The sequence below is a fragment of the Mesorhizobium sp. P2_C4 genome (genome assembly GCF_056404575.1).
Window position 1 is genome coordinate 919716 of record NZ_JBFUDT010000001.1, and the last position, 15092, is coordinate 934807.

The 15092-nt window shown below is 64.3% G+C and carries 14 protein-coding genes; 3 read left to right on the forward strand and 11 right to left on the reverse strand.

Features of this window, described 5'->3' with window-relative positions:
- Positions 1–6 precede the first annotated feature (6 nt).
- The 11 genes from AC1DX6_RS04420 to AC1DX6_RS04470 all read right to left on the reverse strand — a co-directional run bounded on the left by AC1DX6_RS04420 (position 7) and on the right by AC1DX6_RS04470 (position 12032).
- Positions 7–819 (reverse strand): enoyl-CoA hydratase family protein, encoded by an 813-nt coding sequence (locus AC1DX6_RS04420; RefSeq protein ID WP_477311506.1) that lies wholly within the window; start codon positions 817–819, stop codon positions 7–9.
- On the reverse strand, positions 816–1286 hold the full coding sequence (locus tag AC1DX6_RS04425) for a MarR family winged helix-turn-helix transcriptional regulator (protein ID WP_477311507.1): 471 nt from the start codon (positions 1284–1286) through the stop codon (positions 816–818). The genes AC1DX6_RS04420 and AC1DX6_RS04425 overlap by 4 nt, the downstream gene beginning before the upstream one ends.
- The gene (locus AC1DX6_RS04430) at positions 1280–2053 is read right to left on the reverse strand and encodes an SDR family NAD(P)-dependent oxidoreductase (protein WP_477311508.1); all 774 of its coding nucleotides are present in this window, start codon (positions 2051–2053) and stop codon (positions 1280–1282) included. Before AC1DX6_RS04430 ends, AC1DX6_RS04425 begins: the two co-directional genes overlap by 7 nt.
- On the reverse strand, positions 2050–4344 hold the full coding sequence (locus tag AC1DX6_RS04435; protein ID WP_477311509.1) for a bifunctional salicylyl-CoA 5-hydroxylase/oxidoreductase: 2295 nt from the start codon (positions 4342–4344) through the stop codon (positions 2050–2052). Before AC1DX6_RS04435 ends, AC1DX6_RS04430 begins: the two co-directional genes overlap by 4 nt.
- 169 nt (positions 4345–4513) lie before the next feature.
- On the reverse strand, positions 4514–5113 hold the full coding sequence (locus AC1DX6_RS04440) for a VOC family protein (protein ID WP_477311510.1): 600 nt from the start codon (positions 5111–5113) through the stop codon (positions 4514–4516).
- Between the two features lie 78 nt (positions 5114–5191).
- Entirely contained in the window at positions 5192–6028 is an 837-nt protein-coding gene (locus AC1DX6_RS04445; protein WP_477311511.1) for an ATP-binding cassette domain-containing protein, read from the reverse strand.
- The gene (locus AC1DX6_RS04450) at positions 6021–6902 is read right to left on the reverse strand and encodes an ABC transporter ATP-binding protein (protein ID WP_477311512.1); all 882 of its coding nucleotides are present in this window, start codon (positions 6900–6902) and stop codon (positions 6021–6023) included. The genes AC1DX6_RS04445 and AC1DX6_RS04450 overlap by 8 nt, the downstream gene beginning before the upstream one ends.
- Positions 6899–7747 (reverse strand): ABC transporter permease, encoded by an 849-nt coding sequence (locus AC1DX6_RS04455; protein WP_477311513.1) that lies wholly within the window; start codon positions 7745–7747, stop codon positions 6899–6901. The genes AC1DX6_RS04450 and AC1DX6_RS04455 overlap by 4 nt, the downstream gene beginning before the upstream one ends.
- Positions 7740–8747, reverse strand: a complete 1008-nt coding sequence (locus AC1DX6_RS04460; RefSeq protein ID WP_477311514.1) for an ABC transporter permease — start codon at positions 8745–8747, stop codon at positions 7740–7742. Before AC1DX6_RS04460 ends, AC1DX6_RS04455 begins: the two co-directional genes overlap by 8 nt.
- Before the next feature lie 71 nt (positions 8748–8818).
- On the reverse strand, positions 8819–10345 hold the full coding sequence (locus AC1DX6_RS04465; RefSeq protein ID WP_477311515.1) for an ABC transporter substrate-binding protein: 1527 nt from the start codon (positions 10343–10345) through the stop codon (positions 8819–8821).
- Positions 10346–10457: 112 nt separating this feature from the next.
- The gene (locus AC1DX6_RS04470) at positions 10458–12032 is read right to left on the reverse strand and encodes a phytoene desaturase family protein (RefSeq protein WP_477311516.1); all 1575 of its coding nucleotides are present in this window, start codon (positions 12030–12032) and stop codon (positions 10458–10460) included.
- A 121-nt stretch (positions 12033–12153) separates the two neighbouring features.
- Between AC1DX6_RS04470 and AC1DX6_RS04475 the strand changes: the two genes are divergently transcribed.
- The 3 genes from AC1DX6_RS04475 to AC1DX6_RS04485 are packed head-to-tail and all read left to right on the forward strand — an operon-like array spanning position 12154 to position 15015.
- The gene (locus AC1DX6_RS04475; protein WP_477311517.1) at positions 12154–12945 is read left to right on the forward strand and encodes a cyclase family protein; all 792 of its coding nucleotides are present in this window, start codon (positions 12154–12156) and stop codon (positions 12943–12945) included.
- 16 nt (positions 12946–12961) lie between these two features.
- Positions 12962–14533 carry a phytoene desaturase family protein gene (locus tag AC1DX6_RS04480; RefSeq protein WP_477311518.1) on the forward strand — a complete coding sequence of 524 codons (1572 nt, stop codon included), beginning with the start codon at positions 12962–12964 and terminating at the stop codon, positions 14531–14533.
- Positions 14533–15015: a MarR family winged helix-turn-helix transcriptional regulator gene (locus tag AC1DX6_RS04485; protein WP_477311519.1), complete on the forward strand. Its 483-nt coding sequence runs from the start codon at positions 14533–14535 to the stop codon at positions 15013–15015. The genes AC1DX6_RS04480 and AC1DX6_RS04485 overlap by 1 nt, the downstream gene beginning before the upstream one ends.
- Positions 15016–15092 lie beyond the last annotated feature (77 nt).

The window sequence follows — 15092 nt, forward strand, 5'->3', positions numbered from 1 at the left end:
CCATCCTCAATTGCCCTCGAACACCGGTTTTCCCTTGGCGACGAAGGCCTTGTAGGCGCGCTCGAAATCGCGTGTCTGCATGCAGATCGCTTGCGCCTGGGCCTCCGCTTCGATTGCCTGGTCGAGCCCCATCGACCATTCCTGGTTCAGCTGCGTCTTGGTGATGCCGTGCGCGAAGGTCGGGCCGGAAACGATGCGCGCCGCCATATCGAGCGCGTCGGCTTCGAGAGCCGCGGCATCGACCAGCCGGTTGTAGAACCCCCAGCGTTCACCCTCGGCCGCCGTCATCGTGCGGCCGGTGTAGAGCAGTTCGGCGGCGCGGCCCTGGCCGATGATGCGCGGCAGGATCGCGCAGGCGCCCATGTCGCAGCCGGCGAGGCCGACGCGAGTAAAGAGAAAAGCGGTCTTGGCCTCCGGCGTGGCGATGCGAATGTCCGACGCCATGGCGATGATGGCGCCGGCGCCGACCGCCACGCCGTCGACCGCCGCAATGATCGGCTTGCCGCAATTCAGCATCGCCTTGACGAAGTCGCCGGTCATGCGGGTGAAGGCGAGCAGCTGCTTCATGTCCATCTTGACCAGCGGCCCGATGATGTCGTGGACATCGCCGCCGGAGCAGAAATTGCCGCCATTGGACAGGAACACCACCGCATCGACATCGTCGGCATAGACAAGGTCGCGAAATGTGTCGCGCAGTTCGGCATAGCTTTCGAAGGTCAGCGGGTTCTTGCGCTCCGGCCGGTCGAGCCGGACCTTTGCGACCTTGCCCTCGACCTGCCAGAGGAAATGCTTCGGCTTGCGGCCGGCCATCTCGGTCATTCCCGTCCCTCCCAATTGCTGCGGAACGAGGTCAGCATGCCGGTCAGCCGGCGCGCTTCGTCCTCGCTGACAGTGCCCAGCAGCTCGGCGATCCATGTCTCATGCGCGGCGGCGATGATGGCGAAAGCTGAGGAGCCTTCTTCGGTCAAGCGCACCATCGAGGTGCGGCGGTCGCCATTGCGGCGCGCGCGGGCCACCAGCCCTTCCGACACGAGCCGGTCGACAATGCCGGTGACATTGCCGTTGGACACCAGCAGGAAGCGCGACAGGTCGCTCATCAGCATGCCTTCCGGCACCCGGTAGAGCGCCGCCATCACGTCGAAGCGCGGCAGCGTCGTGTTGAACTCCTGGCGCAGCCGCTCGCGCAGTTCGGCCTCGATGGTGCGTGACGCCCGCAGCAGGCGTATCCACAGGCGCAGCCGGTCCTTGCCGGGTCCCGATGGTGCGGGCAAGGGTCCGGCTACCATGTCTCGCCTCCTGAAATCGAGATTGTCTGCCCGGTGATCGAGCGAGCAGCATCGCCGCACAGCCACAGCACCGCGGCGGCGACCTCCTCCGGCTGGATGAAGCGGCCTTGCGGATTGGTTGAAGACAGGCTCGTCCGCGCGTCCTCAGCCGAGCGGCCGGTCTTGTCGACGATGCGCTGGATGGACGCTTCCAGCATCTCGGTCTCGACGAAACCGGGGCATACCGCATTGACGGTCACGCCGGATTTGGCGGTCTCGGCGGCGAGTGCCCGCATCAGCCCGACGACGCCATGCTTGGCGGCGACGTAAGCGGCGACATAGGGGTAGCCTTTCAGGCCAGCGGTAGAGGCGACGAAGACGATCCGGCCTGCCTTGCGCGCGGCCATGCCGGCCAGCGCCGGCTTCATCGTCAGGAACGCCCCGGTGAGGTTGACGCCGAGCGTCCGCTGCCAGTCGCTGAGCGCGGTTCTGTGCGCCGGTGCGCTGCCGGACATGCCGGCATTGGCGACGACGATACCGAACGGTCCGCGCGCTGCTTCCGCCTGGCTGTAGAGAGACGCCATCGAGGCTTCGTCCGTGACATCGGCGGCGATGCCGAAAATACGGCTGCTTTCCTTGGCCACCTTGGCGAGTTCCACTTCGCGCCGGCCGCAAATGGTCACGTCGATCCCGGCACCGGCCAGCGCAAGCGCGATCGCCCGGCCGACGCCCGAGCCGCCGCCGGTGACCAGCGCATGCTTGCCAGCGGTGGTCGCCCCGCCACTCATACTTTCAGCCCCGCAGCCGCATCGCGTTCGGCGAGCCGGTAGATCTGGTCGCGGCCCGGCAAATAGGGATCCGGCCATTTGACGCCGCGATCACCGAGCGTCACCGCCGCATGCAGCGTCCAGTAGGGATCGGCGAGATGTGGTCGTGCCAGCGCCACAAGGTCGGCGCGGCCGGCCATCAGGATCGAATTGACATGATCCGGCTCATAGATGTTGCCGACCGCCATCGTCGCCATGCCGACCTCGTTGCGGATGCGGTCGGAAAACGGCGTCTGGAACATGCGGCCATAGACCGGCTTGGCCAGCGCCGAAGTCTGGCCGGCCGAGACGTCGCAAATGTCGACGCCGGCCTCATGCAGCAGCTTTGCAATCTCGACCGCGTCGGCCGGGGTCACGCCTTCGACACCGACCCAGTCATTGGCGGAGATGCGCATCGAGATCGGCTTTTCCGCCGGCCATGCGGCGCGCACCGCGCGAAACACTTCGAGGGGATAGCGCATGCGGTTTTCCAGCGAACCGCCATAGGCGTCCGTGCGCCGGTTGGTGATCGGCGTGATGAAGGACGACAAGAGATAGCCGTGCGCGGCATGGATCTCCAGCATGTCGAAGCCGCAACGCTCGGCCATCTCGGCGGAAGCCACGAACTGGTCGCGCACGCGGTCCATGTCGGCACGGTCCATCGCCTTCGGCACCTGGTTCTCAGGCGACCAGGCGACAGCCGATGCCGCCATCACCGGCCAGTTGCCGGACGGCAGCGGCACGTCGGTGCCTTGCCAGCCGAGCCGGGTTGAGCCCTTGGCGCCGGAATGGCCGATCTGGGCGCAGATTTTTGCTTCCGTCTCGCCATGGACGAAATCGACCAAACGCTTCCACGCCACCTCGTGCTCGGGCGCATAGAATCCCGGGCAGCCGGGCGTGATGCGGCCTTCCGGGCTGACGCAAGTCATCTCGATATAGAGCAGGCCGGCGCCGCCCTTGGCGCGTTCGGCATAATGGGCGAAATGCCAGTCGGTCGGACAGCCGTCGACGGCTTTGTACTGCGCCATCGGCGAGACGACGATGCGGTTGTTGAGCGCCATGTCGCGCAGCTTGAACGGCGCGAACATCGGCGCGCGGCGCAAGCTGTTGCCGCCGGCGCCGGCCTGGCGCTGGAACCATTCTTCGGCGCCGGCCAGCCATTCGGCATCGCGCAGCCGCAAATTCTCGTGGCTGATGCGCTGCGAACGGGTCAGCAGCGAATAGTTGAACTGCACCGGATCGAGGCCGAGATAGCGTTCGACCTCCTCGAACCATTCGAGCGAATTGCGTGCCGCCGACTGCAGCTTCAGCACCTCGGTGCGGCGCGCATCCTCATATTTGCGGAACGCCGCCTCGAGGTCAGGCTCCGACTCGACATAGTCGGCCAGCGCCACAGCACTTTCCAGCGCCAGCTTGGTGCCGGAGCCGATCGAGAAATGCGCCGATGCCGCCGCATCGCCCATCAGCGCCAGATTCTGATAGGACCAGCGCTCGCACAGCACGCGCGGGAAATTGATCCAGGCCGAACCCCTGATGTGGTTGGCGTTGGTCATCAGCGCGTGGCCGCCGAGATGCTTGGCAAAGATCCGCTCGCAGACGGCGATCGATTCCTGCTGCGACATCGAACCGAAGCCGAAACCAGCCCAGGTCTGTTCGCTGCATTCGACGATGAAGGTCGCGGTATCGCTGTCGAACTGGTAGGCGTGCGCCCACACCCAGCCATGCTCGGTCTTTTCGAAGATGAAGGTGAAGGCGTCGTCGAATTTCTGCTCGGTGCCGAGCCAGACGAACTTGCATTTGCGGGTGTCGATGTCGGGCTTGAACACGTCGACGAAAGTGTTGCGCGCTCTCGAGTTCAGCCCATCGGCGGCGACGACCAGATCGTATGTCGCCATATAGGGTTTGGGATCGGCGATATCGGTCTCGAAGTTGAGTTTGACGCCGAGTTCGCGTGCTCGCCTTTGCAGCAGGACCAACAGCCGCTTGCGGCCGATGCCGCAGAAACCATGGCCGGTCGAAACCGTGCGCACGCCGTCATGGATGACGGCGATGTCGTCCCAATAGGCGAAATGCTTCTTGATCCAGACGGCGCTGACCGGATCGTTGCGGGTCAGATTGTCGAGCGTCTCGGCCGACAACACGACGCCCCAGCCGAATGTGTCGTCGGCGCGGTTGCGCTCGAACACCGTCACCTCGTGCGCGGCGTCCCTGAGTTTCATCGAGATGGCAAAGTAGAGGCCGGCTGGTCCACCGCCGAGAACCGCAACCTTCATGCCTGCGATCTCCTCTTCGCTTTCCGGGTCGCCGGCAAAGGCGGCGATCCCGACAGCCAGTATCGCGCCCGAAGCAAATTATTTCAAGCTTAAAGTTTCATGCTGAGACGATTTGCTTCAAAGGCTTATGGCGTGCTTGCGTTTGGTCCCGCAAGCACGCTTCCCCAAGTCACTTCTCCGGGTTCTTCGGGCTCCACAGCACTGTCTCGGCGCCTTTCTCGTAGGCCATGCCGTCGGGATAGCTGATCGCTTCCAGTTGCAGGCCCCAGGGCGCCTGGAAATAGAGGATGGTCTGGCCGGCGGCCGGCCCCTCTTTGACCGGCAGCGGCCCCAATCGCGTCTTCACACCCTTGGCATCGAGATAGGCTCTTGCGGCGGCGACATCGTCGACATAGAAGGCGATGTGGAAGCCACCGATATCGCTGTTCTTCGGCGTCAGATCCTTCTGGTCGGGCGCGGTGTATTTGAACAGTTCGATGTTCGAGCCGTAGCCGCAGCGGACCATGGTGATCTCCTCGATCACCGCTTTCGGGTCGACACCGAGCAGATCCTGCATGAACGTGCCTTTGTCGTCGGCGAACGGGCCGAAGGCCATCGCCTTCTTGCAGCCGACGACGCCGGTGAAGAAATCGACCGCCTGCTTCATGTCGGGCACGGTGATGCCGGTGTGGTCGTGGCCGCGCATGCCCGGAATGGAATCGGCGGAAGCCGCGCCGATGCTTCCCAGGACGGCGGCAGCGAATGTTGCGGTCAGGATCGCACTTTTCATGTCAGTCATCCTCCGTCGCGGGACATCGGTGAGTTGCACGGCGCACGCCAAAGGCCCGCTGTTCGGCGTGCGGATGGTTCATGCCGGTGGCTTTGCCGCAGGATGGATGTCCAGCCAGCCGGCATCGATTTCGGGAAGCGGAATGGCTGATATCAGGTCGCGCGTGTAGGCCTGCTGCGGCCTGTCGAACAATGCGTCCGTCGCGCTGGCTTCGACGATCACGCCTTCGCGCATGACGATCACCTGCTTGCACAGCCGCCGGATCACCGAGAGGTCATGGCTGATGAAGGCGACGGTCAGGCCCATCTCGGCAGCGAGCTTTTCCAAGAGCGTCAGGATCTGCGCCTGGGTCGAGACGTCTAGGCCGGAGACGATCTCGTCGGCGAGCACGAATTTCGGCGACAGCGCCAGCGCGCGTGCAATGCCGACGCGCTGGCGTTGGCCGCCCGACAGTTCGTGGCGGTAGCGGCTGGCAAAGCTTTGCGGCAGGCCGACGCGCAGCAAGGCCTCGGCGACGCGGCTCTTGAGATTGTCGCCAAGACCGTTCTGCTTGAGCGGTGCCGCGATGATGCTGGCAATGGTGCGGCGCGGATTGAGCGACGACATCGGATCTTGAAAAATCATCTGCAAATTGCGGCGCAGCGGCCTGAGCTCCGCCTCCGGCAGATGGGTGATCTCGCGGCCGTCGAAGCTGATTGAGCCGGCGCTCGGTTCCAGCAGCCGCACGAGAGCGCGGCCGAGCGTCGATTTGCCCGATCCGGATTCGCCGACGATGCCGGTCACCGAGCCCTTGGGCAGATCGAAATCCAGGCCCTTCAGGATCTCGGCCAGCGGCGCGCGGCCAATCAGCGGCTTGCGCGTCATGTCGGGCAACGCGACCTTCAGCCCACGCACGGAGATGAGCGGCTCAATCATGCGGCCGCCTCCACGCCTGGTCGGCAGCGGCAATTTCCGTGGCCAGCCCGGCCAGCACCGCGTCATCAACCGGCTTCAGCGAGGCGAACGGGTCGTTGTAGCGCGGTGTCGCCGCCATCAGCGCCCGCGTGTAGGGATGCTCAGGGGCGGCGAAAAGGGCCGCCGTCTCGGCCTCCTCCACCACCTTGCCGGCGTAAAGCACCGACACTTTCTGGCTGATCTTGGCGACGACGCCGAGATCATGGGTAACGAACAGGATGGCGGTGCCATGCTCGCGCTGCAATTGTGCGATCAGCCGCAGGATCTGCTTCTGTACGGTGACGTCGAGCGCCGTCGTCGGCTCGTCGGCGACGATCAGCCGGGGTTCGGCGGCAAAGGCGGCGGCGATCAGCACGCGTTGGCGCATGCCGCCGGACAGCTCGTGCGGATAGCATTTTAGCACGCGGTCGGGGTCGCGGATCTGCACCTCGTCGAGCAATTGGCGGATGCGTTGATCGGCTCTCTCGCCGCTCCAGCCGAGGATGCGCACCAGCCGGTCGGTCATCTGCGGGCCGATGCGGCGCGACGGGTTGAGCGCGGTCAGCGGGTCCTGCGGGATCAGCGCCGTGCGGGCGCCGATCAGGGTGCGCCGCGCCTTTGGTTGAAGCCTGCCGAGGTCCTCGCCTTCGAGCAGCATATCGCCTTCGACAATGCGCACGCTTGGCGGCAGCACGCCGAGCACCGCCTTGCCGATCATCGTCTTGCCGGCGCCGCTCTCACCGACCAGCGCACGCACTTCGCCGGGTTGAACGGCAAGCGACACCGAGCGCAGCACACGCTGGCCGTTCGGCAGCACGGCGCTCAGGTCCCGGATGTCGAGGCAAGCCGCGCTCATCGCAGCACCGGATCGAAACGCGCCTTCAGCCCCTCGCCGAACTGGCTGAACGACAGCACGGTCAGGATCAGCGTGATCAGCGGACACACCAGCACCCACCAGGCCTGATGGATCGACAGCCGGCCCTCGGCGATGATGCCGCCCCAGGTCGGATCGTCGGTCGAGATCGACAGATTGACGAAGGACAGGATCGCCTCGACGATGACGGCGATGCCCATTTCCAGCGACAAGAGGGCCACGATCGACGGCACCACATTGGGCAGCACTTCGCGCAGCATGATGCCGATGCGGCCATAGCCGGCGATGCGGGCGTTCTCGACATAGTCCATGCGCGACTGGCCCATCGTTTCGGCGCGGATTACCCGGCAAAAACGCGTCCAGTCGATGACGGCGATGGCGATTATGACGGAGCTGAGGCCCGTGCCGAGCACCGCAACCAGCAGGATGGCGAACAGCACCGGCGGAAACGCCATCCAGACATCGACGATGCGCGAGATGATGCGGTCGGCCCAGCCGCCGAAATAGCCGGCGACCAGACCCAGCGTCGAGCCGACCAGGCACGCGGCGATGGCCGCCGCGAAGGCGACGATGAAGGCGATGCGGCCGCCGAAGATCAGCCGGGACAGCAGGTCGCGGCCGAGGCTGTCGGTGCCGAGCCAATAGCCGGGTTCGGCGCCGCTCATCCAGAATGGCGGCAGGCGCTCGAGCATCAGATCCTGCGCCAGCGGGTCCTGCGGCGCCACCAACGGCGCGAAGATCGCGGCCAGCAGCGCCAGCAGCAGCCAGCCGCCGGCCAGCCACAGCTTTGCGCCCGAGCCATGTCTTGAGATGCGGCCGTCATCCATGGCGCAGCCTCGGATTGAGCAGCGCATACATCATGTCGACGGCCAGGTTGATCAGCACGAACAGCAGCGCAAAGACCAGCACGATGCCCTGGATCAGCGGCAGGTCGCGGTTGATGACCGCATCGATCGCCATGTTGCCGAGGCCTTCATAGGAAAACAGCCGCTCGACGATGACCGTGCCGCCAATGAGGAAGGTGAATTGCACGCCGACCAGAGTGAGCGTCGGCAGGGCGGCATTCTTCAGCGCCTCGCGCAGGATGACCTGCGTTTCCGAAAACCCTTTGACCCGCGCCAGCACGACATAGTCGAGGTCGAGCACTTCCTTCAGCGACTGTTTCAGCAGCTGCGCGATGATCGCCGCCAGCGGTAGCGCCAGCGCAATCGCCGGCATCAGCATGTGCGCCAGAAGGTCTTTCGTCAGGTCGAAGCGCAGCCGCACGATGCTCTCGAACAGATAGAACTGGGTGACGAAGGGCAGGTCGAGCTGCGGCGACACCCGGCCGGAAATGTCGAATACCGGCACCAGCACGCCGAACAAAAGGATCAGCACCAGGCCCCAGAGAAAATCGGGAATGGAAAGCGCCGCGCCGCTGGCAATGTCGATGCCGGCCTCGACGGCGGTGCCGCGTTCGCGCGCGCCGAGGATCGCCGTCGTGCCGCCGATCGCTACCGCCATGATGAGCGCGACGATGGCGAGTTCCAGCGTTGCCGGCAACCGGTTGAAGACCAGCCCCAGCACGTCCTGCCGCAAAGAGATCGAGGTGCCGAAATCGCCCCTGACGACGCCGGACAGCCAGATGAAGAACTGTTGCACGATGGTCTTGTCGAGCCCGTAGAGCGCGCGCAGTCGGTCGATGTCCTCCTGGGTTGCGCCTGGTGGCAGCATCATGGCGATCGGGTCGCCGGGCGCGACGCGAATGACAACGAAGACCACGACGGCCACGCCGAACAGCGTGATCGCCATCGTCAGAAGACGGATCAGAAATCTTTGCAGAAGCATGGTCGCCTGTAAGCCTGGCGGAAAGGGGCGCGCCACCGGTTGCGGTGGCGCGCACGCAGTCTATGCCGATGTCAGGCCGGGGTCATCAGGGCCGGCAACAGCGCGCCGGACACATGCTGCACGACATTGACGCCCTTGGCATGCACGATCGGCTGCGCATACTGGATCAGCGGCAGCACATAGGCCTGCTCGGCAATGTACTTGTCGACGGCCTTCCAGCCGGCGATGCGCTTGGCCTCGTCCTTCTCGCCCCATAGCGGGTTGATCATGTCGATCAGGTCCTGGCTGTCCCACACCGAATGCGGGCTTGGGCCGTACATGGCAAAGCCGGTCGACGTCGTCGGGTCGCCGATGGCATTGCCCCAATTGTAGAAGGCGGCCGGCGCCAGCTTGTCGGCAGCGCGCAACTCGTAGTGCTTGGCGATCTCGTAGACCTCGATCGTCGCCTCGATGCCGACCTTGCGCCACATGCCGACGATGGCCTGGATCATCTCATAGTCCTTAGGCTTGAAGCCCTTGGTCGTCTGTATGGTGAACTTGACCGGCTTCTCCGGCGAAAAACCGGAGGCGGCCAACAATTCCTTGGCCTTTTCCGGATTGTGCTCGACCTTGATCGATGGATCGAACGCCGTGTATTCCGGCGTTTCCAGCGTGTCGATGGGCTGTCCGTAGCCGTGCAGCAGGCGCTCGACCAGCAGCTTCTTATCGACAGCCATCACCGCCGCCTGGCGGACGTTCTTGTCCAGCATCGCCTCGATGTCGTTGAAGAAGATCATGCCGATGTCGGACACGTTCTTGCACGAGCCGGCAAGTCCGTCCTTGGCGATCAGGCGGTCATACTCCTCATAGGGAATTTCAAGCGTCACTTGCGAGGAGCCGGACTCCACCTCGGCGACACGGCTCGCCGCATCGGTGACGAATTTGATCGTCACATTCTCGAAGGCCGGCTTGCCGCCCCAATAGTTCGGATTGGCCTTCAGCCGCAGGAAGGCGTTGCGCTCGAATTTCTCGACCATATAGGGGCCGGTGCCGATCGGAGCCTTTTCGAAACCCTCGGCGCCGACCTTTTCATAGTAGGCCTTCGGCATGATGTAGCCGGTCAGGAACGACATCCATTTGAAATAGGTCGGGTCGAACTGCGCCACGTCGCCAGTGATCTTGTTGCCGTCGATCTTGAAGTTGGTGACGTTCTTCCACACGAACTGGATCGGGTTGCCGGTCTTTTCGTCGCCCGCCCGCTGCAGCGACCAGACCACGTCCTCGGCGGTGAATGGCGAGCCGTCATGCCAGGTGACGCCTTCGCGCACCGTCATCGTGATCTTGGTGCGGTCGTCGTTCCAGCCCCATTCGGTGAGCAGGCCGGGCGCGAAGGAAAGGTCCGGCTTCTGCGGGATGAACTGATCGAACACCGACTGGTAGAGACCCTGGATGGTCGGGTTGACCGCCGAAGGTCCGGTGGTCGGATCCCAGGACGGCAGGTTGACGTTGTAGGCGATGGTCAGTTCGCCCGCTGCCTTGGCGATCTGAGGCAGGCCGATGGCGGCCGCACCAAGCGCTGCGGCACTGTATCCGAGCAATTCACGTCTGTTGATTGTCATGGTCGTTCCCCTGTTTGGTTTTCTTTGCGCGGCGTCTCTGTCTAATCAGTGGGTTCAGGCTCCTTGGGCAACCGCGCCTTGCCTCTCCTTCACCCCGGAAGAAATCGTGATGCTACCTCCCACCAAGCTGTTGCGCGAGCATGAAGCCCGAGGCTGCACCGGTGCCGGCGCCCGGCCACGTGGCAGCACCCGTGAGATGCAGATTGCCGACGGGCGTGTTCCAGCCGGCAAAGCCGCGTGCCGGGCGAAACAGAAAATTCTGCGCCAGGTGATGGCTGCCGCAGATTTGGTCGCCGCCGACGAGATTGGGGTTTTCGTGCTCGAGGTCGAGGGGCGAGAACACCGCACGGCCAAGGATCTTCTGGCGAAGACCGGGCGCGTAGCGTTCGATGATGTCGAGGACGCGCTCGGCGTAGGCGTCCTTGACCTTGTCCCAATGATCCGGCGCGATTGTGCCGGTTGCGTCGCCCCAGATTTCGGCGGGCAGCATGCGCACCTGCACCCACAGAACATGCTTGCCCTCAGGCGCACGCGACGGATCGATCGCTGTGGGTTGGCCGACGACCAGCACTGGCTCGTCGGGCAGCAGGCCTGCCATCGCCTGCTGGTAGGTGCGCGACATGGCGTCGAGCGACGGCGACAGATGCACATAGGCGAATTGCCGGAGCTCGGCGCCGGCGCGCCAGTCCGGCAAATCGTCCAGCGCCAGGTGGATCATCATCGTGCCCGGCGCGTGGCGGAACTTTTTCATCGCCGTGTCGAAGCCGGCATTACCGGAACCGTTGGGCAGCAGTTTGCCGGCGAGCGCATCAGGAGCGACGCCGGCGATGACCGCTTTGGTCGCAGTATGCGTCTCGCCGGAAGCGAGCCGCACGCCGGTCGCCTTGCCGGCGGCAACCGTGATTTCGGTCACTTCAGCCCCGGTGACGATCTTGCCGCCCGCTGATGTGATCATGCCAGAAAGGGCGCGGATGATGGTATCGGCGCCGCCCTTGCCGATCACCATGCCGAACGACTGGTTTGCCATCGATTCCAGATAGGGGAACACCGCACCCCCGGCGATGTCGGGGGCGAAATCGAGATGCATGCCCCAGGTGGCAAGCGTCGCCCTGACATGGGCGGACTCGAAGTTTTCCTCAAGCCACGCGCGGGGTGACGACAGCAGCAGCCGGCCAGTATCGAGCGCGCCGGAAAATCCTTTTTTGCGCCACAGGTTCCACGCGGTGCCGGCGAGCGCCCGGCCGCTCATCGGCGAACCCAGCAGTCGGAACAGATGCTCGGCCTCGCCAGGGAAAGCCGCGACCAGTCGGCGCCAGTTTGCAGCGTCGGCGGCCGAGAAGGCGGCCATGCGCGCAGCGGTCTTTTCCAAGTCGTTGCTGACCCCGAACCAGCGGCCGTCGGGGAAGGCACTGGCGAAGCAATCCGCAACCGGTGCGAATTCCAGTCCGTGGGTTTTCAATTCATTTGCATATTTCCGGTGAAAGGCGGAGCCGGCGAACAGGCTTAGATTCATCGCCCCGAAATCGTGGCGGAAGCCGGGAAGCGTATATTCCCGGGTCTGGACGGCGCCGCCAATTGCTGCACTGCGCTCAAAAATCCCGGTTTTCCAACCCTTGAGCGCCAGATGCGCGGCGCATGCCAGACTGTTGTGGCCTGCCCCGACGAATATGGCGTCAAACTCGCTCACGCCCACCCAACCCATTTCCTTTATGCTTAAAGATAATTGCAGATGCATATGTTTTCGTCTAGTAGGATATTAAGGGCCGAGACGAGCCTTGATCATCATCACGAAAGAGGGAACAGAGACCATGGACACCCAAAAACTCCTCGGCGAAGTTGCCGGCCAGCTTCTTTCAGGCGCCATCAAAGTGGTCGACCTGTCGGCGCAGCTTGGACCCGACACCCCGCTGATCAAGCTGCCACCGGAACTCGCCGTCGACACGCCGAAGGTCGAGATCCACTCGATCTCCCGCTATGACAAGAACGGCCCGTGGTGGGCGTGGAACTGGCTGAAGCTCGGCGAGCATTCGGGCACGCATTTCGACGCGCCGCAGCATTGGATCACCGGCAAGGATTATCCGGACGGCGCCACCGACACCATTCCGGCGCAGAACTTCGTCGGCCCGGTCAATGTCATCGACTGCTCGAAGGAAGCCGCCGCCGACCATGACTTTCTGCTCACCGTCGACCACATCAAGGCCTGGGAAGCCAAGCATGGCGCGATCAATGCCGGCGAATGGGTGGTGATGCGCACCGACTGGTACAAGCGCAACGGTTCGGAAGCCGACTTCCTCAACGCCAACGAGACCGGCCCGCATACGCCCGGTCCGACCGCCGAAGCCATCCAGTTCCTGATCAGCAAGGACATCAAGGGCTGGGGCTCGGAGACGATCGGCACCGACGCCGGCAAGGCCGGCGGCATGGAGCCGCCATTCCCGGCGCACACGCTGATGCACAAGGCCAACCGCTACGGTCTCGCCAGCCTGTGCAACCTCGACCAGCTGCCGCCGAAGGGCGCCATCCTGATCGCGGCACCGCTCAAGATCGAGCACGGCACCGGCAGCCCGATCCGCGCGCTGGCGCTTGTGTCGAAGGGCTGATCGAAAGCGGTTTGAGGTGAGCCAGCCGGATCACATCATCGTCGGCAGCGGCATCAACGCGCTGGTCTGCGCGGCGATGCTCGGCGGCAAGGGCGCGAAGGTGCTCGTCCTCGAGCGCAACGACCGCATCGGCGGTTGTGTGCGCACCGAGGAGATCACCGCGCCCGGCTTCATCCATGATGTAATGGCGACGACCTTTGTCCTGTTCATCACCTCGCCGGCCTTTGCCGCACTCGGCAAGGACCTGGCGCGGCACGGGCTGGAATTCTGCCACACCGGCACGCCGACCGGCGTGCTGCGGCCGGACGGCAGCCATGCCGTGCTCAGCACCGACCGCGCCGCCAATGTCGCGTCGATCAACGCGCTTGCCGCGGGTGACGGCGACAAGCATGGAAACGATGTCGGCGAGATCGAGCGCAATGCCGGCCTGCTGTTCGGCCTGCTCGGTGGCAGCCTGTGGTCCTATCCAACCACCAAGCTGCTGGCGGGCGAGGCATGGCGGCGAAGCCCGCGCAAACTCGCTGCCTTTCTCGGCGAAGCGCTGGTGCCGGCACGCGGCTGGCTGGAAAGCACTTATCGATCCGACACCATCCGCGCACTGTGGGCGCCGTGGGTGCTGCATGCCGGGCTTGGACCGGAAGACGCGTTCTCCGGCCAGATCGCCAAGGTCATCGCCTTCGCGCTGGAAGCCGCCGGGGCGCCGATCGTCAGGGGCGGTGCGAAGAACCTGCTCTCGGCGTTCGAGGCTTTGATCAGGGAACGCGGTGGCGAAATCCGCACCGGCGCTGATGTCGCTGCCATCGTCCAGACCACCGGCCGCGCCACCGGCGTGCGATTGGCCTCGGGCGAAACCATCACGGCAAGCAAGAGCGTGATCTGCTCTGTCACGCCGACGCAGCTTTACGGCCGCTTGCTTGGCGCAGATGCTCCCAAGGACGATGTCGAAGCGACACAGAAATATCGCTACGGCAAAGGCAACTTCCAGATCCACTATGCCCTGAACAAGCTGCCGGCATGGCGCGGCGACGGTCTCGACAAGGTCGCGCTGCTGCACCTGACGCCGGGGCTCGACGGTGTATCGAAGGCCTGCAACGAAGCGGTGCGCGGCTTGCTGCCCGAGGTGCCGACCATCTGTGTCGGCCAGCCGCACGCGCTCGACCCGTCGCGTTGCCCGCAGGGCAAGGCGATCCTGTGGCTGCAACTGCCCGAGGCGCCCCGGCATATCAAGGGCGATGCGGCCGGCGCGCTGCAGGCGCCGGCCGACGGCCGCTGGACCGATGCGCTGCGCGAGGCCTATGCCGATCGTGCGGAAGCGATCCTTGCCAGCCACATCGACGGCTTCAAGGCCAGCGTCATCGCACGCCGCGCCTATTCGCCAGCCGACCTTGAAGCGATGAACATCAATCTGGTTGGCGGCGATCCCTATGGCGGCTCGTCGACCATCGACCAGTCGTTCCTGTGGCGGCCGTTCAAGGCCAGCCGCAATCACGATACCGGGGTCAAGGGCCTCTATCATATCGGTGCCTCGACCCACCCGGGCGCCGGCTTGGGCGGCGGCTCCGGCTTTCTCCTGGCGGGGAGGCTGTGATGGATCAGAAGCCTCCGGAAAAACGCCAGCGCATTTCGACCCTCGGCCAGATCGGCCTGCAGCAATTTGCGCCCTATCTGATGAACCGCATCATGGGCCGCTACAACGCCACTTTGCGCGATGATTTCCGCAAGCAGGGCCTCACCATTCCGCAGGTGCGCACGCTGGCGGTGCTGTCAGTCGCCGACGGCGTCACCGTCAACGACCTTTCGGTCTATACGGTGATCGAGCAGTCCACCCTAAGCCGCACGCTCGACACGCTGGAGGGGCAAGGGTTTGTGCGTCGCGAGCAGGGCGTCACTGACAGCCGCATCCGCCATGTATTTCTGACCGACGAAGGCCGCGCCGAGTTCACCCGCGCCTGGCCGGCCATGCACGACGCGTTCGAGGCGATGTTCGACGATGTCGACGATGCCGAATATGCCGCGCTGATCGCCACGCTTTTGAAGATGCTGAAGAACATTCGCAAGCACGACATCTAATGCATGTCGCCCAAAAGTGGATCCGGTTTTGGGGAAACGACATGCATAAACAAAGACTCTAGACCTACGCGCCGCCA